Source organism: Serinicoccus kebangsaanensis, assembly GCF_008919445.1.
Taxonomy (GTDB): domain Bacteria; phylum Actinomycetota; class Actinomycetes; order Actinomycetales; family Dermatophilaceae; genus Ornithinicoccus; species Ornithinicoccus kebangsaanensis.
Genome location: NZ_VSLG01000006.1, coordinates 115,434 through 134,604 on the forward strand (window position 1 = coordinate 115,434; position 19,171 = coordinate 134,604).

Genomic DNA, 19,171 nt, shown 5'->3' on the forward strand with positions numbered 1-19,171 from the left:
CCATGTACGGCACGGTCGTGCGCACCGAGCATCTCACCCCCCACCTGGTCCGGGTGGTGCTCGGCGGCGACGGACTGGCGGACTTCCGCGACCCGGAGTTCGCCGACTCCTACGTCAACGCCTTCTTCCTCCCACCGGACGCGGGCTACCAGCCGCCCTTCGAGGACGAGGCGACCCGGGACCTCCCGCGCGACCAGCGGCCGTACCCCCGCAGGTACACCATCAGGTCCTGGGACGGGGAGCGTCGGGAGATGACGATCGACTTCGTCGTGCACGGCGAGGTGGGGTATGCCGGCCGCTGGGCGCTGCACGCCCGTCCGGGGGACAGGTTGCAGCTGCGAGGTCCTGCCGGGGACTACTCCCCACCCACCGACGCGGACGGCGTCCTGCTCGTCGGGGACGAGTCAGCCCTCCCGGCGATCGCGGCCTGCGTCGAGCACCTGGGGCAGGGCACCCCCGCCCAGGCCGTCATCGAGGTCGAGGACGCCGCCGGCGAGGTGGAGCTGTCCTCGCCCGGCGACCTGGACGTGCGCTTCGTCCACCGGGCGGACGCGGCGGACGAGGAGGCCCTGACCCGGCTGCTGGCCGACGCGGTGCGGGCCCTGCCCCGGCTCGACGGCGTCGTCAGCGCCTTCGTGCACGGGGAGGCCGAGTCGATCCGCGCCGTGGGTCACGCGCTGCGCGACGAGGCCCGGGCGTCGCGGGAGCACGTGTCGATCTCGCCCTACTGGCGCCGCGGGCTCACCGACGAGCAGTGGCGCGCGGTGAAGGGCGACTGGGTGCGCGGGCTCCAGGCCGAGCTCGCCTGAGCACCGTCGCGTCGCAGGGCGTGCGGCGACACGTCACCCGCCCGACACCGTCGCGTCACCCGGGTCGGGCAGCATCACGCCATGGTCGCGATGGCGCAGGGCACGGTGGTGACCATCGTGGACGAGCTCGTCGAGCACTTCGACGGGCGTTTCACCCGCGCCGAGGTGGCCTTCGTCGTGGAGGACAGCTGGCACGCGCTGGAGCAGCACGCCCGCACCCCGCACTACCTGACGATCCTGCTGCGCAAGGACGCCTGCGACCGACTGACCCAGATGGCCCGCTACCGCGAGGGAGAGTCGAGTGGCTGACGCCGACGAGCGCGAGATCGACCAGGTGCGACGCACCCTCGTCGCGAAGTACGACGGGACCCTGGCCGAGGACGAGATCCTCGCGGCCGTGACCCGTGCCCAGCAGGAGCTGGAGTCGCAGGCCCGGGTGGACAGCTTCCTGCCGGTCTTCGTCCGACGGCGCGCGGAGGAGCTGCTGCGGGAGCAGGCGCAGGCACGTGGCGTGGAGCTGTCCCACGTGCAGCAGGTGCTCTTCGTCGACGACGCCAACACCGGGCGCAGCCACGTGGCAGCGGCCATCGCGAACGGGCGCGGCGAGGGTCGCATCCGGGCCCGCTCCGGCGGTGTCACGCCCGGCACCGAGCTCCGGGCCGAGATCGAGGACCTGCTGCGCCGGAAGGGCCACGACCCGGACGAGCTCAGGGTGACGCCGATGACGGGCAGCATGCTGCTCGCCTCCGACGTCGTCGTCACCATGGGGCTGACCGACGAGGAGAAGGTGCAGATGCCCACCCACGGCCTGCACCAGGTCGACTGGGACGACCTCACCTCGCTGGAGGGCAGGGACGACCTCGACCAGGCCTACGCCGAGATCGAGGCACAGGTCGTGGGACTGGTGGACGCGCTGCTCGAGCGGGACCTCGCCAGCCGCCAGGTCGACCCCGAGGTGGAGCGGGAGCTGCAGGAGGTCATCGACGACCTGCACGAGGGTCGCGACTGACCCCGATGGCCCGCGACCGCGACGACTGACAGCCGGTATGTCATCTGGCAGCCCCCTCGAGGACGCTCTCAGATGACATACCGGCTGTCAGTGGCCGAGTCCGGCCCGGATCAGTGCGTGACGGCGCCCTCCGACGCCGACCGGACGAGCGCGGCATACTTCGCCAGCACGCCGCGGCGGGCACGCCCCGGCGGCTGCGGGGCCGACCAGGCGGCGCGCCGACGCTCCAGCTCGTCGGGCTCGACCTCCAGGTCCAGCGTGCCGCCCTCCACGTCCAGGCTGATCCTGTCACCGTCCTCCACCAGCGCGATCGGCCCGCCGTCGGTGGCCTCGGGGGCGATGTGCCCGACGCACAGCCCCGTCGTCCCGCCGGAGAACCGGCCGTCGGTGATGAGCAGCACGTCCTTGCCCAGCCCTGCGCCCTTGATCGCGCCGGTGATCGCGAGCATCTCGCGCATGCCGGGTCCGCCACGAGGGCCCTCGTAGCGGATGACCACGACGTCGCCGGCCCGCACCGTCCCCTCGGAGAGGGCGTCCATCGCGGCCCGCTCGCCGTCGAAGACACGCGCGGTCCCGCTGACGACCTCCGCGTCGAAGCCGGCCGACTTGACCACGGCTCCCCCGGGCGCCAGCGAGCCGGAGAGGATCGTCAACCCACCGGAGCGGTGGATCGGCTCCCGCATCGACTTCACCACGCGGCCGTCCAGGCTCGGCGGGTCGAGGTCGGCGAGGTTCTCCGCCAGCGTCCTGCCGGTCACCGTCAGCGCGTCCCCGTGCATCAGGCCCTCGTCCAGCAGCGCCTTCATGACCACGGGGATGCCGCCGACCCGGTCGAAGTCGACCCAGACGTAGCGGCCGAACGGCTTCATGTCCGCCAGGTGCGGCACCCGGGCACCGATCCTCCGGAAGTCGTCCAACGACAGCTCCACCTCGGCCTCGTTGGCGATGGCCAGCAGGTGCAGCACCGCGTTCGTCGAGCCGCCGAGCGCCATCGCGACCGCGATGGCGTTCTCGAAGGCCTCCCGGGTCAGGATCTGGCGCGCCGTGATCCCGTGCCGCAGCATGCCCACGACCGCCTCGCCGGAGCGGTGCGCGATGCCGTCGCGGCGTCGGTCGACCGCCGGGGGCGTCGACGACCCGGGCAGGGCCATCCCGAGCGCCTCGGCGACCGAGGCCATCGTGTTCGCGGTGTAGGCCCCGCCGCAGGCTCCCTCACCGGGGCAGATGGCCCGCTCCACCCGGTCCACCTCGTCCCGGCTGATCTTGCCGGCCAGGCAGGCACCGACGGCCTCGAAGGCGTCGATGATGGTGATGTCCTTGTCCGTCCCGTCCTCCTGCTTCAGGCTGCCGGGCAGGATCGTGCCGGCATACAGGAACACGCTGGCGAGGTCGAGCCGTGCGGCCGCCATGAGCATCCCGGGGAGCGACTTGTCGCACCCGGCGAGCAGCACCGAGCCGTCCAGCCGCTCGGCGGACATGACCGTCTCCACCGAGTCGGCGATGACCTCGCGCGAGACCAGGGAGTAGTGCATGCCCTCGTGCCCCATCGAGATCCCGTCGCTGACCGAGATCGTGCCGAACTCGAGCGGGTAGCCACCGGCGGCGTGCACACCGGCCTTGGCCGCCTGCGCCAGCCGCTGGAGCGACAGGTTGCACGGCGTGATCTCGTTCCAGCTGCTGCCGATGCCGATCTGCGGCTTGGACCAGTCGTCGTCACCCATCCCGACCGCGCGCAGCATCCCGCGCGCGGCCGCCTTCTCCAGGCCGTCGGTGACGTCGCGCGAGCGCGGCTTGACGTCGACCTCAGCCACGGGCCGCCGACCCCTCGACGTAGTCGCCGTCGGCCTCGTGCCCCTTCACCCAGGCCATCATGCCGCGCAGGTCCTTGCCGACGTCCTCGATCGGGTGCTCCGCACCCTTGGCCCGCAGCTGGTCGAACTCGGGCCGGCCGTTGTCCTGGTCGTCGATGAACCGCTGCGCGAAGGCACCGTTGCGGACGTCCTCGAGGACGGCCTGCATGTTCTCCTTCACGCGGGGGTCGATGACCCGCGGCCCGGAGACGTAGTCGCCGTACTCCGCCGTGTCGGAGACCGACCAGCGCTGCTTGGCGATGCCGCCCTCGTACATGAGGTCGACGATGAGCTTGAGCTCGTGCAGGCACTCGAAGTAGGCCACCTCGGGCTGGTAGCCCGCCTCGGTCAGGGTCTCGAAGCCGTACTGGACGAGCTGGCTCATCCCGCCGCACAGGACCGCCTGCTCGCCGAAGAGGTCGGTCTCGGTCTCCTCGGTGAAGGTGGTCTCGATGCCGCCGGCCCGCAGGCCACCGATCGCGGAGGCGTAGGACAGCGCGAGCTCCTTGGCCCGGCCCGACGCGTCCTGCTCGACCGCGACGAGCACAGGGACACCCCTGCCGTCGACATACTCCCGGCGCACGAGGTGGCCCGGCCCCTTCGGCGCCACCATGCAGACGTCCACCCCGGCCGGGGGCTCGATGTAGCCGAACCGGATGTTGAACCCGTGGCTGAAGAAGAGCGCGTCGCCCGGCTCCAGGTTCGGCTCGATGGCGTCGGCGTAGACCAGTCGCTGCACGTGGTCCGGCACGAGCACCATGATGAGGTCGGCCTCGGCGCAGGCCTGCGCCGGCGTGAGCACCCGCAGCCCCTCGGCCTCTGCCTTGGCCCGGCTGGAGCTGCCCTCGGCGAGCCCGACGCGCACGTCGACCCCCGAGTCACGCAGGGACAGCGCGTGCGCGTGCCCCTGGCTCCCGTAGCCGAGGACGGCGACCGTGCGGGACTGGATGAGCGAGAGGTCGGCGTCGTCGTCGTAGTACATCGTGGCCATGTGGGTGGTGTCTCCTGTGGGGTGTGCGGGTGGTCGGACGGGTGGGGTCGGTCAGAAGGCGGCGGCGGCCATCGCACCGACGGGGCGCGGACCGTTGTCGTTGATCTGCCAGAGCTGGGTGCGGATGGCGTCCGCGTCCTCCAGCTCCTCGATGTGGATCACCTCGACCAGCTTGTCCAGCTGGTTGGTGACCTTGTGCAGCTGCTCGGCGTTGACGTTGACCACGATCGTCATCCGGGAGACCTTGTTGTCCTCGGTCGGCCCCACGACGAGGTGGTCGATGTTGAAGTTGCGCCGGGCGAACAGGACGGAGACACGGGCCAGCACGCCCGGGTTGTTCTCGACCAGGACGGACAGCGCGTGTCGGGTGCGGGCGTCGTTGCTCATGGTGGTGCCTTTCGTCGGGTCGTGCGGTGCGGTGTGCGGTTGGTAGGCGGGCGCCGCGGTGGGTACCGCGGGGTCGTGGGGCGGGTAGTCGGACAGCAGGGTCATTCGTCCTCCCCGAAGTCGGGTCGCACGTCTCTGGCGTGCTGGATGTCGTCGTTGCTGGTGCCGGCGGCCACCATCGGCCAGACCATGGCGTCCTGGCTGACCCGGAAGTCCACCACGACCGGCTGGTCGTCGACCTCCATCGCCCGCTCGATCGTCGCGTCCACGTCCGCGGCGCGGTCGCACCGCAGCCCGACGCACCCGTATGCCGTCGCCAGGGTCGCGAAGTCGGGCACCTGCATCGAGGGCAGCTGGGAGTGGCTGAACCGCTCGGAGTAGAACAGGGCCTGCCACTGCTTGACCATGCCCAGGGCGGCGTTGTTGATGATCGCCACCTTGATCGGGATGCCCTCGACCGAGCAGGTCGCGAGCTCCTGGTTGGTCATCTGGAAGCAGCCGTCGCCGTCGATCGCCCAGACGGTGGCGTCCGGGCGGCCGACCTTCGCGCCCATCGCCGCGGGGACGGCATACCCCATGGTCCCGAGGCCACCGGAGTTGAGCCAGTGCCGCGGCTGGTCGTAGCCGATGAACTGGCTGGCCCACATCTGGTGCTGGCCGACCCCGGCGGCGAAGATGGTGTCCGGGCCGGAGATCGCGCCGAGCCGCTCGATCACCAGCTGCGGGGCCAGCGCCCCGTCGGAGGGGGCGTCGTAGCCGAGCGGGTAGCGCCGCTTCCAGCCGAGCGACTTGGCGATCCACCGCTCGTAGTCCGGGGCGGCACCCGCGGCCGTGCGGCGGGTCCACTCGGTGACGAGCATCGCGATCGCCGCCCTGGCGTCGCCGACCACCCCGACCGCGGTGGGGAAGTTCTTCCCGATCTCGGAGGGGTCGATGTCCACGTGCACGATCTGCGCCTTCGGCGCGAAGGTGTCCTTGGCGCCGGTGACCCGGTCGTCGAACCGGGCGCCCAGGCTGATGATGAGGTCCGACTTCTGCAGCGTCGCCACACCGGAGACGCTGCCGTGCATGCCGGGCATGCCCATGTGCTGCGGGTGGCTGTCGGGGAAGACGCCGCGGGCCATCAACGTCGTGACGACCGGTATGCCGGTGAGCTCGGCCAGCTGCCGCACCTCCTCCGAGGCGTTGGCGCGCAGGCAGCCGCCGCCGACGTAGAGCACCGGGCGACGGGCGCCCAGCATCAGCTCGACGGCGTCCCGCACCGCCTCCGGCGACGGCACGGTCGGCGTCCGGTAGCCCGGCATGGGCAGCTGCAGCATGGTTTCGTCGGCGGCGGCCACCAGGGCGTCCTTGGTGACGTCGACCAGCACCGGCCCGGGCCGACCGGTCGCGGCGATGTGGAAGGCGGAGGACACCGTCGCGGCGATCTCCTCCGGGCGGGTGACGAGGAAGGAGTGCTTGGTGACCGGCATCGAGATCGACCGGATGTCCGCCTCCTGGAAGGCGTCGGAGCCGATCGCGGTGCTCGCGACGTTGCCGGTGATCGCGACGATGGGCACCGAGTCCATGTTGGCGTCGGCGAGCGCCGTGACCAGGTTGGTCGCGCCCGGCCCGGACGTCGCGAGGCACACACCGACCTTGCCGGTGGCGGCGGCATACCCCTGCGCGGCGTGCCCGGCTCCCTGCTCGTGGCGCACCAGGATGTGGCGCACCGAGGCGCCGTAGAGCGCGTCGTAGAGCGGCAGCACCGCGCCGCCCGGCAGACCGAAGACGTGCTCGACGCCGAGCCGCTCCAGGGTGCCCACCAGCGCCTCGGCACCGGTGCGCAGCTCGGCACCGACCGAGGCTCCGCCGGTGTCGCCCGGCGCGGTCGTGGTGGCTCCGTCGGGGATGTGGGTGGTGGTCATGGGCTTCAGGTCCTGACGTGGAGGAGATCTGGGCAGTGGCAACAAAAAACCCCTCGGCCCGTGGGGCTGGCGAGGGGAGGACGCGTCGCTGACGAGGATCGGCCGACGGCGCGTCCCTAGGTAATGAGTACGAGAGCGAAGCACTGCATGAGCCCATACAACAGCGTGGGATGCCGTCGCGTCAAGCCCGTGCATAGACATGTGACATGTCGCACAGTCATGCAGCATCTCGTCAGTTAACGATATGACGTTGACATGTCGAGACACATCTAGTTACCATCAGATATGACGTTGCGCGAGTGACGTGGTCTCCCCGAGACCGGACGGGCCACCCGGCCCACCGCGCAGAGCACACAGAGAGGGGAAGCACATGACTTCTCGACAGAACTTCGGTGGCTTCGGCAACCTGGACGACCAGATCTTCGGCCCGGGCGGCCTGCTCGGCCAGGTCTTCGGGCCGCAGGCCGGGCCCTTCGGCCCGCAGGGCTTCGGTGGGCCGGGCGGCCGCGGCCGCCGTGGCGGACCGTTCGGGCCGCAGGGTGGCCCGCGCCGCGCGCGGCGCGGCGACGTCCGCAACGCCGTCCTGCACCTGCTGCAGCGGGAGCCGATGAACGGCTACCAGCTGATGCAGGAGATCGAGCAGAGCTCCGGTGGCGCGTGGCGCCCGAGCTCCGGCGCCATCTATCCCGCCCTGGCCCAGCTCGAGGACGAGGGCCTGGTGACCCAGACCGAGATCGAGAGCCGGCGGGCCTACGAGCTCACCGACGCCGGACGTCGCGCCGCCGAGGACCTGCCTCCGCAGAGCTGGGCCGGTGGCGAGGAGCCGGACGACCCGTGGGCGCAGGACCGCCACGGCGTCCACCGCGGGCGCGGGCCCGGCGACCGTGGTCGCGGGCACCGGCACGGCGCGCACGGCGGTCGCGACCGGCGCGGCAGCGCGGGCACGCTCTGGAAGGCGCTCGGAGCCGTGGCGATGGCCACCCAGGCGGTCGGCCAGTCCGGCCAGGACGAGCTCAGCCAGCAGGCCGCCGACCTGCTCGACCGGACCCGACGCGACCTCTACCGGATGCTCGCCGAGGCCGAGGTCGCCCGGGACGACTTCGACGCCGACGACCCGGACGACGACCCGGACGAGATCACCGAGGGCGAGATCGTCGAGGACTGACTCTCCCCACGGGATCCTCCCCGGTGCGCGAACTGCCACCGGGGAGGATCTCTGCGTGCCGCACCCGGCACGCACGGACACCCGTCCTGACGGCATACTGTGGGGTTATGGCCGATCACTATGACGTTGTTGTCCTGGGCGCCGGTCCTGGCGGGTATGTCGCGGCGATCCGCGCGTCCCAGCTGGGCAGATCGGTGGCCGTCGTCGAGAAGCAGTACTGGGGCGGGGTCTGTCTGAACGTCGGGTGCATCCCGAGCAAGGCGCTGATCAAGAACGCGGAGATCGCGCACCTGCTGCAGCACGACAAGAAGAAGTACGGCATCGAGGGCGAGGCCACCATGGCCTACGCGCCGACGCACCAGCGCTCCCGCACGGTGAGCGCCGGCATCGTCAAGGGCGTCCACTTCCTCATGAAGAAGAACAAGATCACCGAGGTGGACGGCTGGGGCACACTCACCTCGGCGACCTCGATGGACGTCGCCGGCGAGGACGGCGCCACCACCCAGCTCACCTTCGACCACCTGATCCTGGCCACCGGGTCGGTCACCAAGATGCTGCCCGGCGTCGAGGTGAGCAAGAACGTCGTCACCTACGAGGAGCAGATCCTGGACGAGGAGCTCCCCGGGTCGATCATCATCGCGGGCTCCGGTGCCATCGGTGTCGAGTTCGCCTACGTCATGGCCAACTTCGGCGTCGACGTGACCATCGTCGAGTTCCTCGACCGGATCGTGCCGCTCGAGGAGCCGGAGATCTCCAAGGCCCTGGCCAAGGAGTACAAGAAGCTCGGCGTCACGATGATGACCAGCACCAAGGTCGAGAGCGTCGAGGACACCGGCGAGGGGGTCAAGGTCACCGTCACCCCGGCCGACGGCGGCGAGTCCCAGACGCTGGAGGCGGACAAGCTGCTCTCCGCGATCGGCTTCGCGCCGCGCGTGGAGGGCTTCGGGCTGGAGAGCATCGGCGTCGAGCTCACCGACCGCGGCGCCATCGCGGTCGACGACTACCTGCGGACCAACGTCGACAACGTGTATGCCATCGGCGACGTCACCGCCAAGCTCATGCTCGCGCACACCGCCGAGGCGCAGGGCATCATCGCGGCGGAGACCCTGGCGGGTGCCGAGACGATGCCGCTGGACTACCGGTTCATCCCGCGCGCCACCTACTGCCACCCGCAGATCGCCTCGATGGGTCTGACCGAGCAGGCGGCCAAGGACGCCGGCCACGAGGTCAAGACCTCGCAGTTCCCCTTCTCCGCCAACGGCAAGGCGATGGGCCTGGGCGACGGCGTGGGCTTCGTCAAGGTGGTCGCCGACGCGAAGTACAACGAGATCCTCGGCGCCCACATGATCGGCCCGGACGTCACCGAGCTGCTGCCGGTCCTGAACCTGGCGCAGACCTGGGACCTCACCGCGGACGAGATGTCGCGGATCGTCTTCGCGCACCCGACCCTGGGTGAGGCGGTCAAGGAGGCGGTGCACGGCATCGCCGGCCACATGATCAACCTCTGACCGTCCGGCCGGGAGCAGCGGGGTGGTAGCCCGCGCGAGCATCGGCCGCGCCGCGGTGCTCGTGGCCGGGCTGACCGGCGTCTCCACCCTGCTGGGCTTCGCCCGTGACGCCGTCATCGCCGGCATCTACGGCGCCGGCCCGGAGCTGGACGCCTACTTCGTCGCGCTCGGGCTGGCCAACATCGTCCTGGGGCTGCTCGGCACCTCGCTGACCCGCGCCGCCACGCCGGTGCTGTCGCGCGAGGCGCACGGCGAGGAGGTATGCCGCGGGCACCGCACCTTCGACGTCGTCCTGACCGGGGCGGTGATCGCCATCGGTGCGCTGAGCGTCGTCCTCGGCCTCGCCGCGGCACCCATCTCCCGCGTCCTCGCGCCCGGGCTGACCGGGGACGCCGCCGACCTGCTCGTGCTCCTGACGAGGATCATCCTGGTCACGACGGTGCTCGTGGCCGCCACCGACCTCCTCGCGGCGCTGGCGCAGGCGCACGGCGTCTTCCGGTGGGGCGCGCTGCAGGGGGTGCCCTTCAACCTCGTCATGATCGCCGCGGCCGGCCTGCTCGGTCCGCGCATCGGGGTGGTCGCCCTCGCGGTGGGGTTCGTGGTCGGGTCGCTGGCCCGGCTGGCCCTCCAGCTGGTGCCCGTGGTGCAGCACCGCTGGCCGCTGCGCCCCCGGCTCGATGCCCGCTCCCCCGGCGTGCGCGAGATCGCCGCGCTGCTGCCTCCACTGGTCGTCGGCCAGGCCGCGCTCAACGTCAACACCCTCGTGGACCGGGCGGTGGCCTCGACCGTCGGCGAGGGAGCCGTGTCCGCGGTCTTCCTCGGGTGGCGTCTGGTGAACCTGCCCGAGATGCTCGTCGTCGCCGCCCTCGTCGCCCCGCTCTACCCGGCGATGTCTGCGGCCGCGGGCGAGGGCGCGGCGGGCCGGGCCCGGATGCGCCGGCTCGTGCACCAGGGGCTGGCCGTGTCGCTCACCCTGCTCGGACCGGTCGCCGCCGCGCTGCTGGTGGCTCCGCAGGAGGTGGTGACGCTAGCCTTCGGGCGCGGTGCCTTCGACGACGAGGCGGTCCGCCTCACCGCGGTGGCGGTCATCTGCTTCCTCCCGGGGCTGCTCGCGCTGGCCTGCCGGCAGGTCGTCGTCAGCGCCTGCTACGCCGTGGGCGACACCCGGGGACCGGTCGCGATCGGGCTGCTCGCCATGGTGGTCAACGTGGTCGGCGACCTGACCCTGGCCCCCGTCCTCGGGGTGGCCGGCATCGTCGCCGCCACGTCGGCCTCGCTGCTGGTGGCCGCGGTGCTCACCGGCTGGCTCGCAGCCGGTCGGCACCGGCTGGTGCCGCTGCGCGACACCGGGCTGCTGCTAGGCCGCTCCGCTGCGGCGCTCGTCGGCGCAGGCGTCGTGGCGTGGCTGGCGCTGCGCGCCGTGGGCCCGGAGCTGGTCCTGGTCCGGGCCGTGCTCGCGCTGGTCGCGGCGGCGCTGGCCTATCAGCTGGTGCTCGCCCTGCTCCGCGCCCCGGAGCGCTTCGTCGCGCTGCACGTCGCGCAGCGGTTCCGGCGTCGCTGACAGCTCCGGCTCGGCGTGCTCCGGGTCGGCGGACAGGCGCCCGGCGAGCAGCCGCAGCACCGGCCCGGGGTCGGTGAGGTCCGCGACGCTGTGCCGGGCCCCGGCCGCCCAGCACAGGCTGCTCACCACGTCGGCCGCGACCCCGCGTCGGCCCTCCTGCACCGCCCGCCGCAGGTCACCCGGCATCCAGTGGTAGCGCAGCCCGACGCGACCGTCGGGGAGCGGGGGCACCGGCAGACCGATCGCGGCGCGGATGCCGGCGTCCACCAGGCCGGGGCGCGCGGACTCGCTGAGCGCCAGCGACCCGAAGAAGCGGCCGTTGAGGTCGATCAGCCGGTGCACGCCGTCGGCCCCGACGAGGAACTGCAGCTCCACCAGCCCGCTCCACCCCAGTCGGCGCAGCAGCTCCTCGCTGCGCCCCGCGAGGCCCGGGTCGACGGCGACCGTGCGCGCCCGCGCGGACGCGCCGGACGGGGTCGGGAAAAGCCGAGGCGACACCTGCTGCACGCGGCCCACCAGCCGCCCCTCGTGCATCACCCCGATCAGCGCCGCGAGGTGCCCGTCGATCGGCTCCTGCAGCACCGGTTGGTCCCGCTCCAGCCCGAAGGCGAGCAGGTGGTCGGCGAGCTCGGCCTCGGTGCGGCAGACCTTGGTCTCGATCCGGTGCCGGCGGTCCTGCTCCGGCGTCCAGTGCCACCGGTTCTTGACCACCACGGGCAGGGAGGGGTGTCCGGCGCGCTGCGGCGGCAGCATCCAGGTGGCAGGCGTGGGCAGGTCGACCTCGCGGGCGACCTGGGCGAGCACCACCTTGTCCATGCCCGCGGTCACCACGGCCTGGTGCGGGTGCGCGACCGCCGCATCAAGTCTGTCGCGGTGGTGGGCCAGCGCGGCCATCCAGTCGTCCCCCGAGCCGACGACCACGTCGTAGCGGCCGGCGGCCAGCGCCCCGACCAGCCCGGCGACGAAGGCCTCCTGGTCGCCGGTGGGACGCGGGAGCAGGTGGACCCGCTCGACCGCCCGCGAGGCCCCGATGAGTCCCCCTCCAGGCCGGGACGAACCGACCCCCACCCGCCACCCGGCGCGGTGCAGCGCACGCGCCGCGGTGACCGCCCCACGGTCGCGGCCGTGTGCAAGGACCAGCACAGAGACCGGACCTCTGCGTGCGGCGGACATGGCGCATACCGTAGTGGCCGAATGTGAGATTCCTGTGAGAATCGCCGAGGACCGCGCAGTCGGCCCGCAGGCAGCGGGGGGATATCCCCCCTCGAGATCTGGGAGTCTGCTGGCTGACCGCGCAGGGGGCTCCGGAAGCATCCTGGATGACATGAACGAGAACCCCAGCTCCGCACCCGCCTCCGACCTCCCGCCGATCCTGCCCCAGCCCCAGCCCGAGCGGCACGGGCAGGGGTCCACCGCGCTGGACGGCCTCTACGCCGCGCTGCGCACGCTGCCCGCCCGGCGCACCGACACCGCGGTCCTCGGCGGCGTCTGCGGCACCATCGCCGACCGGCTGGGCGTCGCCCCGGTCGCCGTCCGGGCCGCCGCCGTCCTCGTCGCCCTCCTCGGCGGCGTCGGCGTCGGGATCTACCTCATCGCCTGGACGCTGCTCCCGGACCCCACGGGCTCCTCCCACCTGGAGCAGGGGCTGCGCCACGGCCGCGGCCGCTCCCTCATCGTGCTGGCGCTCGGTGCCTTCGCCGCGCTCGGCGTGCTGGGCGGCGGCCTCTCCTTCCTCGCCGCGATCCTGCCGGAGCTCCTCGGCGTGGCCGTCCTGGCCGCCGTGGGCTACTGGGCCTGGGGACGGCTCTCCCGGCGCCGCGAGGACGCCACCACCTGACGAGGCAGGGACTCCTCGTCACCTCACGGTGGCAGGCGCCGGTCGGACCCTCGGTCCGGCCGGCGCACTCATGCGTCGGCGACGTCTGCCTTCGCCTGCTCCAGCCGGGCCACCAGGGCCTCGGCCTCGCCCACCCTGGCGCCTCCCCAGGCGACCGCGTCCTCGACCCGCGCGAGCAGGCCGGCGGCCGTGAGCGGGTCGAACACGTCGATCGAACCGGCCGGGAAGTCGGTGAGGTCGGGCACGTCGAAGGCTGGCAGCTGGGTCTGCGCCAGCTCGTCCCGCAGCTGGCCGGCGACCTCGTCCGCCGCGGCCACCCCGCGCCGCACCTCCCGCAGCCCGTCGAACCAGTAGAGGCTCCCGTGCGGGTCCATGGCGCCCACCGAGGCCTCGACACCGGCGGCGACCACCGGCAGCCGCCGGTTCACCCGCTCCAGCTCCTCGACCAGCTGCCGAGCCACGGGGAGCACCGCCTCGAACTCGGCCCGTTGCGCGATGGCGCGCTGCCGGCGCTCGGCCCAGCCGAGCACCTCCTCCACCCCCTCCTCCGCCCCTGCCGCGTCGGCCGGCGCCCCACCGAGATGGTCCCGCGCCCGGGCCGCGAGGACGAGGTCGCTCAGCGCCTCCTGGTAGGCCGTCTCCGGGTCGCCCAGCAGCGCCAGGTCGCCGTCCAGCCGGTCGGCCTCGACGGCGAGGGTGCTCAGCCGGGCTCGGATCTCCTCCACCCTGACCTCGGCCTCCTCCGCCTCGGCGAACTCGCGGACCCGCCGCTCGTCCAGCGTCCCGTCGAGCGTCGCCAGCATCCGGCGCACCCCTCTGCGGTCCAGCCGGTCGACGTCGGCCTGCTCGGCGGCATACGCCCGCTCCCGCTCCACCAGCAGGGCACGGTCCCGGTCGATCCGCGGCTGCAGCAGATCCCGGGACAGCCGGAGCCGACGCCAGCGAGCCCGCTCGTGCTCCAGCTCGAGCACCCGCTCACGCAGCTGCCCGAGGTCGGTCATGCGTCCTGGGCCGCCACCGGGCGCACGCCCGCCAGCTGGCGGGCCGCGAGGAGGCAGAGGACGCCGCCGAAGGCGCTGAGCACCAGCCCCGGTCCGGGCATCCAGCCCTGCAGCCCCACCAGGCTGAGCATGTAGACCACCTGCCACACCGGCAGGCCGAGCGCGACCAGGCCGCAGAGGACCGACTGCACCACGATCACGGTGCGCAGCCGGTGCGCCGGGACGAGGCCGCCGGCGAGCGCGAGGAGCCCGGCGTAGAAGACCCACAGGCCCGCTCCGACGGCGCCGCTCATCGAGCCCAGGTGGGTGTAGACCCAGGGCAGGAATCCCCCCAGGGCCATCATCCCGGCGGCGATGAGCAGCCTGCCCTGTCCCGGGGCTCGTCGGGAACGCATGCGGGCACTGTATGCCACCGCGCGACCGCACTCCCCCGCTCGCGCGCCGCACCCGGACGGACCACCCGGCCGTGCCCACCACTCGTCGTGGGCGTGGTGCCGCTCGGCGCAGCGGCACCACCGTTCGGCGCACCACGCCGCCGCCGTGCTTGCCCGTGCGTCAGCACCTCCGGTTGCGTTGGCTGCTGACCGCATACGTCCCGCAGAGCAAGGAGGCTCCATGCTTGACGTCGATCAACGACGTGAGTACTGGCGGCGCAACGTCCGCCTGATGTCGGTCCTGCTGGTGATCTGGGCCCTGGTGTCCTTCGGCGCCGGCATCCTCTTCGTCGACCAGCTGAACGACCTCCCGTTCGACATCTTCGGCATACCCGTGGGCTTCTGGTTCGCGCAGCAGGGCTCGATCATCATCTTCGTCCTGCTCATCGCCTTCTACGTGTGGCGGATGGACAAGCTGGACGCCGAGTTCGGCATCACCGAGTACGAGCAGGAGGTGCATCACCGGTGAGCACCATCCAGGCCTGGACCCTCGTCTTCGTCATCCTCACCTTCGGCTTCTACATCTGGATCGCCTACCGCAGCCGGGTGTCCGACACGGCCGGCTTCTACGTCGCCGGCGGTGGCATCCCCGCCCCGGCCAACGGTGCCGCGGTCGCGGCGGACTGGATGAGCGCGGCCTCGTTCATCTCGATGGCCGGTCTCATCGCCTTCAGCCAGAACGGCTACGCCGGATCCGTCTTCCTCATGGGCTGGACCGGCGGCTACGTCCTGCTCGCGCTGCTGCTGGCCCCCTACCTGCGCAAGTTCGGCAAGTACACCGTGCCGGACTTCGTCGGAGACCGCTACAACGAGACCGCGCGCCTGGTGTCCGTGGTGTGCGCCCTCGTCGTGTCCTTCGTCTACGTCGCCGGGCAGATGTCCGGCGTCGGCGTGGTCTTCCAGCGGTTCCTCGGCGTCGACCGGACCTGGGGCGTCATCATCGGCATGGCGATCGTCTTCGTCTACGCCGTGCTCGGCGGCATGAAGGGCATCACCTGGACCCAGGTGGCGCAGTATGCCGTGCTGATCGTCGCCTACCTCATCCCCGCGGTGGCGATCTCCCTGCAGCTGGCCGGGAACCCCTTCCCCCCGATCGGCTTCGGCTCCATCCTGGACGAGCTCAACGGGCTGCAGCAGGATCTCGGGCTGGCGGCATACACCGAGGCGTTCACCCAGACGTCGATGGTGAACATGATCCTCATCACGGCGGCGCTGATGTTCGGCACGGCCGGGTTGCCGCACGTGATCGTCCGGTTCTACACGGCCAAGTCGGTCCGCGCGGCGCGCTACTCGGCGCTGTGGGCGCTGTTCTTCATCTCGCTGCTCTACACCACCGCCCCGGCGGTCGGTGCGTTCAGCAAGTACAACGTGCTCACCCAGATCCCGGGGTCGGGGATCAACGACACCCCGCAGTGGTTCAACACCTGGCGCGACGTCGGCCTGATCACGACCGAGGACCTCAACGGCAACGGCGTGATCGACGTCGCGGGGGCGATCGGCGAGGGCACCGAGCTCGCGATCAACAACGACATCGTGGTGCTGGCCGCGCCGGAGATCGCCGGCCTCCCCGCCCCGATCGTCGGACTGGTCGCCGCCGGTGGCCTGGCCGCGGCGCTGTCCACCGCGTCCGGCCTGCTGCTGGTGATCTCCAGCTCGGTGGCCAACGACCTCTACTGGAAGAAGGTCAACCCCAAGGCCACGGACGCCCAGCAGCTGCGGGTCGGGCGGATCGCCATGGCGGCCGCCATCCTCGTGGCCGGCTACCTCGGCATCAACCCGCCCGGGTTCGTCGCCGAGGTGGTGGCGCTCGCCTTCGGCCTCGCTGCGGCGTCCTTCTTCCCGATCCTGGTGCTCGGGATCTTCTGGAAGAAGGCGACGGCCGGCGGTGCCGCGGCCGGTATGGCGGTGGGACTGGGCGTGACCCTGCTCTACCAGCTGTGGACGTTGCCGACGTTCTTCGGCAACGAGCCCATCTGGGAGATCCCCGCCACCGGGATCGGCACGATCGGCATGATCCTCAACTTCATCACCGTCATCATCGTCTCGCAGTTCACCAAGGAGCCCAGCGAGCTGATGCAGCAGGTGGTCGAGGACGTGCGCTACCCGGGCCGGTCCGAGCTGGTCACCGCGCACGCGGAGGGACACATGTCGGAGTATGCCGAGGAGCACCACCTCGACGACTCCTCGGAGCGGGGTGAGCGCGGCTGACGGGCAACATCCGGTAACGCTCCCGACCGACCGCACGGTTTGCGCGCAAACCGTGCGGCCGGTCGTCGCAAACCGTGCGGTCGGTCGCTGAAGACCAGGCGGGCCGTAGGGAACCGGACCGGGTGACGTGACGTCAGATCCCTGTTCGACCACCTCCGCCCACCCAGGAGTTCGCCATGACACCGTCGTCAGGCCGCCGCACCACCCTTCTCGCCTCCCTGGTCGCCGTGCCGCTCGCGCTCGGCGCGTGCACCCCCGCGGACATCGTCTCGCCCCCGAGCGCGGGCGCCGCCGAGCTCACCGACTTCGGGTCGTGCGACGAGCTGCTGGACTACTTCAAGGAGCACGCCCTCGAGCGGGTCGGGCCGTGGGGGTTCGGCGCCGGATCCGGCTGGGCCATGGCCGACGACATGGCCGAGGAGGACTCCGCGGCCGGGGCCGCGGACGGCGCGACCGCGGCCTCCGGATCCGGTGAGGCAGGCACCGACTTCTCCGGCACCAACAACCAGGAGGAGGGCGTCGAGGAGCCGGACATCATCCAGACCGACGGGGAGATCGTGGTCACCGCACGCGACGGTGAGCTCGTCGTCGTCGACGTGGCGACCTCGTCCAGGATCGGGAGCCTGCGGCTGCCCGGACGCGACAGGGGGTCCGAGGCCGAGCTGCTCCTGGACCGGGAGAACGACCGCGTCCTGGTCCTCACCCGCGAGTGGAGCGGCGGGATCTCGCCCCTGCCCTCGCCCAGCGGCCTGAGTGCATACCCCGCCTTCGAGGCCAGCCGGACGGTGGTGACCCTGGTGGACATCTCCGACCCGAGCTCACCGACCGCCGGGGGCACGCTCCGCCTGGAGGGCGACTACCGCTCCGCCCGGATGCACGACGGCACGGCGCGGGTGGTGATGGTCACGCCGCCCCCGGGCCTGGCCTTCGTCCAGCCGCGCAACGGCTCGCTCGTCGCCGAGGACGAGGCGGAGCAGGAGAACCGGGAGATCATCTCCGCCTCCACCCTGGACGACTGGCTGCCCCACCTGCAGACCATCCAGGGCACCCGCTCCGAGGGCACCGACCTCGCCGTGCCGTGCGAGGACATCGCCCGGCCGCCCGAGTTCTCCGGCCTGTCCACCATGTCCGTGCTGACCTTCGACCTGGACGACTCCGGGGCGCAGCTCGACCTCACCTCCGCCGCGGGCGTCGTCGCCTCCGGCTCCACCGTGTATGCCTCCACCGACCGGCTGGTGGTGGCCACCTCCCCCTGGGAGGCGTGGGCCCTCTTCGACGGTGCCGACGCCGCCGTGCTGCCCCGCGGCGGCACGGCGCAGAGCACGGCGCTGCACACCTTCGACCTCACCGACCCGAGCTCGACCGCGTACCTCGCCTCCGGCTCCGTCGACGGCCGGCTCCTCAACCAGTTCAGCCTGGACGAGCAGGACGGGGTCATCCGGGTCGCCACCACGACGGACCGGCAGGGCAGCACCCCGTCCAGCAGCTCCCTCGTGGTGCTCGCGGAGGAAGGCAGACGGCTGGTGGAGCAGGGTCGCGTCGACGGCCTCGGGGAGACCGAGCAGATCTACTCCGTCCGTTACCTCTCGCCCGACACCGCCGCGGTGGTCACCTTCCGCCAGACCGACCCGCTCTACCTCGTCGACACCTCCGACCCCACGGCCCCGGAGGTCACCGGCGAGCTGAAGATCCCCGGCTACTCGGCATACCTCCACCCGATCGGCGAGGACCTGCTGCTCGGGGTGGGCCAGGACGCCACCGACGAGGGCCGGACCACCGGGCTGCAGGTCTCGCTCTTCGACATCTCCGACCCGGCGGCGCCGACCCAGGTCGCCAAGCAGACCTGGAAGGACCACTACTCCGACGTCGAGTACGACCACCGCGCCTTCACCTGGTGGCCGCAGACGGGGCAGCTCTTCCTGCCATCCAACGCCTGGACGGAGAAGTCCGAGTGGAGCGGCGTGGTCTCGGCCCGGGTCGAGGGCACCTCGCTGAGCCAGGGGCCCCGGCTCCAGCTGGGCGGCAGCTCGGCCTCCGGCTGGGACTGGGCGCGTCGCACCCTGGTCATCGGCGACCAGCTCTGGGTGCTCGGCGAGAGCTCGCTGCACGTCACCGACCTCGCCACGCTGGAGGAGCAGGGCACCGTCGACCTGTGACCCCCGGCCCGGCCGCGGCCGCGGACCTGTGACCCGCCTCCCCTCCCCCGGCGGACCCTGGTGCAGGAACGGTGTGTCACATCGGTCGCTCTGGCGACGGATGTGACACACCGTTCCTGCACCACCATCCATATCCACAGGCCCACAGCGCGCCCCTCGGTTTCCGGGCAGGCTGGTCGTCATGTCGGACGCCGTCGCCTTCCCCGCGATCCCGGGTCAGCGCGGGCTCGCGACCTACCGCCAGCTCCGCGTGGCCGGGTGGACCGAGGCCGAGGTCCGTCACCGACGATCACGGGTCTGGGCCACGCCCTACCCCGGCGTGGTGTCACCCCACCGAGGGCCGGTGAC

The 19,171-nt window shown here is 72.0% G+C and carries 16 protein-coding genes; 10 read left to right on the top strand and 6 right to left on the bottom strand.

The window, feature by feature from the left end; translation table 11 throughout:
* Positions 1-2 precede the first annotated feature (2 nt).
* The 3 genes from FXF60_RS08700 (at position 3) to FXF60_RS08710 (ending at position 1,818) form a co-directional block, all read left to right on the top strand.
* Positions 3-809, top strand: coding sequence for a siderophore-interacting protein (locus FXF60_RS08700; protein ID WP_151525547.1), 807 nt, complete (start codon positions 3-5; stop codon positions 807-809).
* 81 nt (positions 810-890) lie between these two features.
* Positions 891-1,118, top strand: a complete 228-nt coding sequence (locus tag FXF60_RS08705; protein WP_151525549.1) for a three-helix bundle dimerization domain-containing protein — start codon at positions 891-893, stop codon at positions 1,116-1,118.
* Positions 1,111-1,818, top strand: coding sequence for an arsenate-mycothiol transferase ArsC (locus FXF60_RS08710; RefSeq protein WP_151525551.1), 708 nt, complete (start codon positions 1,111-1,113; stop codon positions 1,816-1,818). The genes FXF60_RS08705 and FXF60_RS08710 overlap by 8 nt, the downstream gene beginning before the upstream one ends.
* Before the next feature lie 110 nt (positions 1,819-1,928).
* Here FXF60_RS08710 and ilvD read toward each other — a convergent pair whose 3' ends face one another.
* Genes ilvD through FXF60_RS08730 form a run of 4 tightly spaced genes read right to left on the bottom strand, consistent with a single transcriptional unit; the run spans position 1,929 to position 6,953 of the window.
* Positions 1,929-3,629 carry a dihydroxy-acid dehydratase gene (ilvD, locus tag FXF60_RS08715; protein ID WP_151525553.1) on the bottom strand — a complete coding sequence of 567 codons (1,701 nt, stop codon included), beginning with the start codon at positions 3,627-3,629 and terminating at the stop codon, positions 1,929-1,931.
* Positions 3,622-4,659 (bottom strand): ketol-acid reductoisomerase, encoded by a 1,038-nt coding sequence (gene ilvC, locus FXF60_RS08720; protein WP_151525555.1) that lies wholly within the window; start codon positions 4,657-4,659, stop codon positions 3,622-3,624. Before ilvC ends, ilvD begins: the two co-directional genes overlap by 8 nt.
* A 51-nt stretch (positions 4,660-4,710) precedes the next feature.
* Complete coding sequence (ilvN, locus tag FXF60_RS08725; protein ID WP_238335779.1) at positions 4,711-5,151, bottom strand: acetolactate synthase small subunit; 441 nt, start codon at positions 5,149-5,151, stop codon at positions 4,711-4,713.
* Positions 5,148-6,953, bottom strand: coding sequence for an acetolactate synthase large subunit (locus FXF60_RS08730; protein WP_151525557.1), 1,806 nt, complete (start codon positions 6,951-6,953; stop codon positions 5,148-5,150). The genes ilvN and FXF60_RS08730 overlap by 4 nt, the downstream gene beginning before the upstream one ends.
* Positions 6,954-7,323: 370 nt before the next feature.
* Between FXF60_RS08730 and FXF60_RS08735 the strand changes: the two genes are divergently transcribed.
* The 4 genes from FXF60_RS08735 to FXF60_RS08755 all read left to right on the top strand — a co-directional run bounded on the left by FXF60_RS08735 (position 7,324) and on the right by FXF60_RS08755 (position 13,024).
* Positions 7,324-8,118, top strand: a complete 795-nt coding sequence (locus FXF60_RS08735) for a PadR family transcriptional regulator (RefSeq protein WP_151525559.1) — start codon at positions 7,324-7,326, stop codon at positions 8,116-8,118.
* 107 nt (positions 8,119-8,225) lie between these two features.
* Positions 8,226-9,626, top strand: coding sequence for a dihydrolipoyl dehydrogenase (lpdA, locus tag FXF60_RS08740; protein WP_151525561.1), 1,401 nt, complete (start codon positions 8,226-8,228; stop codon positions 9,624-9,626).
* Between the two features lie 22 nt (positions 9,627-9,648).
* On the top strand, positions 9,649-11,187 hold the full coding sequence (gene murJ, locus FXF60_RS08745) for a murein biosynthesis integral membrane protein MurJ (RefSeq protein WP_151525563.1): 1,539 nt from the start codon (positions 9,649-9,651) through the stop codon (positions 11,185-11,187).
* A gap of 1,324 nt (positions 11,188-12,511) precedes the next feature.
* The gene (locus tag FXF60_RS08755) at positions 12,512-13,024 is read left to right on the top strand and encodes a PspC domain-containing protein (protein WP_151525565.1); all 513 of its coding nucleotides are present in this window, start codon (positions 12,512-12,514) and stop codon (positions 13,022-13,024) included.
* 68 nt (positions 13,025-13,092) lie between these two features.
* Here the strand turns inward: FXF60_RS08755 and FXF60_RS08760 are convergent, their stop codons facing one another.
* Together FXF60_RS08760 and FXF60_RS08765 are read right to left on the bottom strand one after the other, a co-directional pair.
* On the bottom strand, positions 13,093-14,025 hold the full coding sequence (locus tag FXF60_RS08760; RefSeq protein ID WP_151525567.1) for a hypothetical protein: 933 nt from the start codon (positions 14,023-14,025) through the stop codon (positions 13,093-13,095).
* Positions 14,022-14,420 (bottom strand): hypothetical protein, encoded by a 399-nt coding sequence (locus FXF60_RS08765; RefSeq protein WP_202879596.1) that lies wholly within the window; start codon positions 14,418-14,420, stop codon positions 14,022-14,024. The genes FXF60_RS08760 and FXF60_RS08765 overlap by 4 nt, the downstream gene beginning before the upstream one ends.
* A 220-nt stretch (positions 14,421-14,640) precedes the next feature.
* Here FXF60_RS08765 and FXF60_RS08770 point away from each other — a divergent pair, with 220 nt between their 5' ends.
* The 3 genes from FXF60_RS08770 (at position 14,641) to FXF60_RS08780 (ending at position 18,823) form a co-directional block, all read left to right on the top strand.
* On the top strand, positions 14,641-14,928 hold the full coding sequence (locus tag FXF60_RS08770; protein WP_151525569.1) for a DUF4212 domain-containing protein: 288 nt from the start codon (positions 14,641-14,643) through the stop codon (positions 14,926-14,928).
* Positions 14,925-16,667, top strand: coding sequence for a sodium:solute symporter family protein (locus FXF60_RS08775; protein WP_151525571.1), 1,743 nt, complete (start codon positions 14,925-14,927; stop codon positions 16,665-16,667). Before FXF60_RS08770 ends, FXF60_RS08775 begins: the two co-directional genes overlap by 4 nt.
* Positions 16,668-16,843: 176 nt before the next feature.
* Positions 16,844-18,823, top strand: a complete 1,980-nt coding sequence (locus FXF60_RS08780) for a beta-propeller domain-containing protein (protein WP_151525573.1) — start codon at positions 16,844-16,846, stop codon at positions 18,821-18,823.
* Positions 18,824-19,171: the final 348 nt, after the last annotated feature.

Bases quoted from the DNA above. Each gene is read 5' to 3' on its own strand.
- FXF60_RS08780 (WP_151525573.1), top strand. From the start codon at position 16,844: ATGACACCGTCGTCAGGCCGCCGCACCACCCTTCTCGCCTCCCTGGTC.
- FXF60_RS08760 (WP_151525567.1), bottom strand. From the start codon at position 14,025: ATGACCGACCTCGGGCAGCTGCGTGAGCGGGTGCTCGAGCTGGAGCAC.
- FXF60_RS08755 (WP_151525565.1), top strand. From the start codon at position 12,512: ATGAACGAGAACCCCAGCTCCGCACCCGCCTCCGACCTCCCGCCGATC.
- FXF60_RS08705 (WP_151525549.1), top strand. From the start codon at position 891: ATGGTCGCGATGGCGCAGGGCACGGTGGTGACCATCGTGGACGAGCTC.
- FXF60_RS08700 (WP_151525547.1), top strand. From the start codon at position 3: ATGTACGGCACGGTCGTGCGCACCGAGCATCTCACCCCCCACCTGGTC.
- lpdA (WP_151525561.1), top strand. From the start codon at position 8,226: ATGGCCGATCACTATGACGTTGTTGTCCTGGGCGCCGGTCCTGGCGGG.
- FXF60_RS08735 (WP_151525559.1), top strand. From the start codon at position 7,324: ATGACTTCTCGACAGAACTTCGGTGGCTTCGGCAACCTGGACGACCAG.
- FXF60_RS08730 (WP_151525557.1), bottom strand. From the start codon at position 6,953: ATGACCACCACCCACATCCCCGACGGAGCCACCACGACCGCGCCGGGC.
- FXF60_RS08765 (WP_202879596.1), bottom strand. From the start codon at position 14,420: ATGCGTTCCCGACGAGCCCCGGGACAGGGCAGGCTGCTCATCGCCGCC.
- ilvC (WP_151525555.1), bottom strand. From the start codon at position 4,659: ATGGCCACGATGTACTACGACGACGACGCCGACCTCTCGCTCATCCAG.
- ilvN (WP_238335779.1), bottom strand. From the start codon at position 5,151: ATGACCCTGCTGTCCGACTACCCGCCCCACGACCCCGCGGTACCCACC.
- FXF60_RS08770 (WP_151525569.1), top strand. From the start codon at position 14,641: ATGCTTGACGTCGATCAACGACGTGAGTACTGGCGGCGCAACGTCCGC.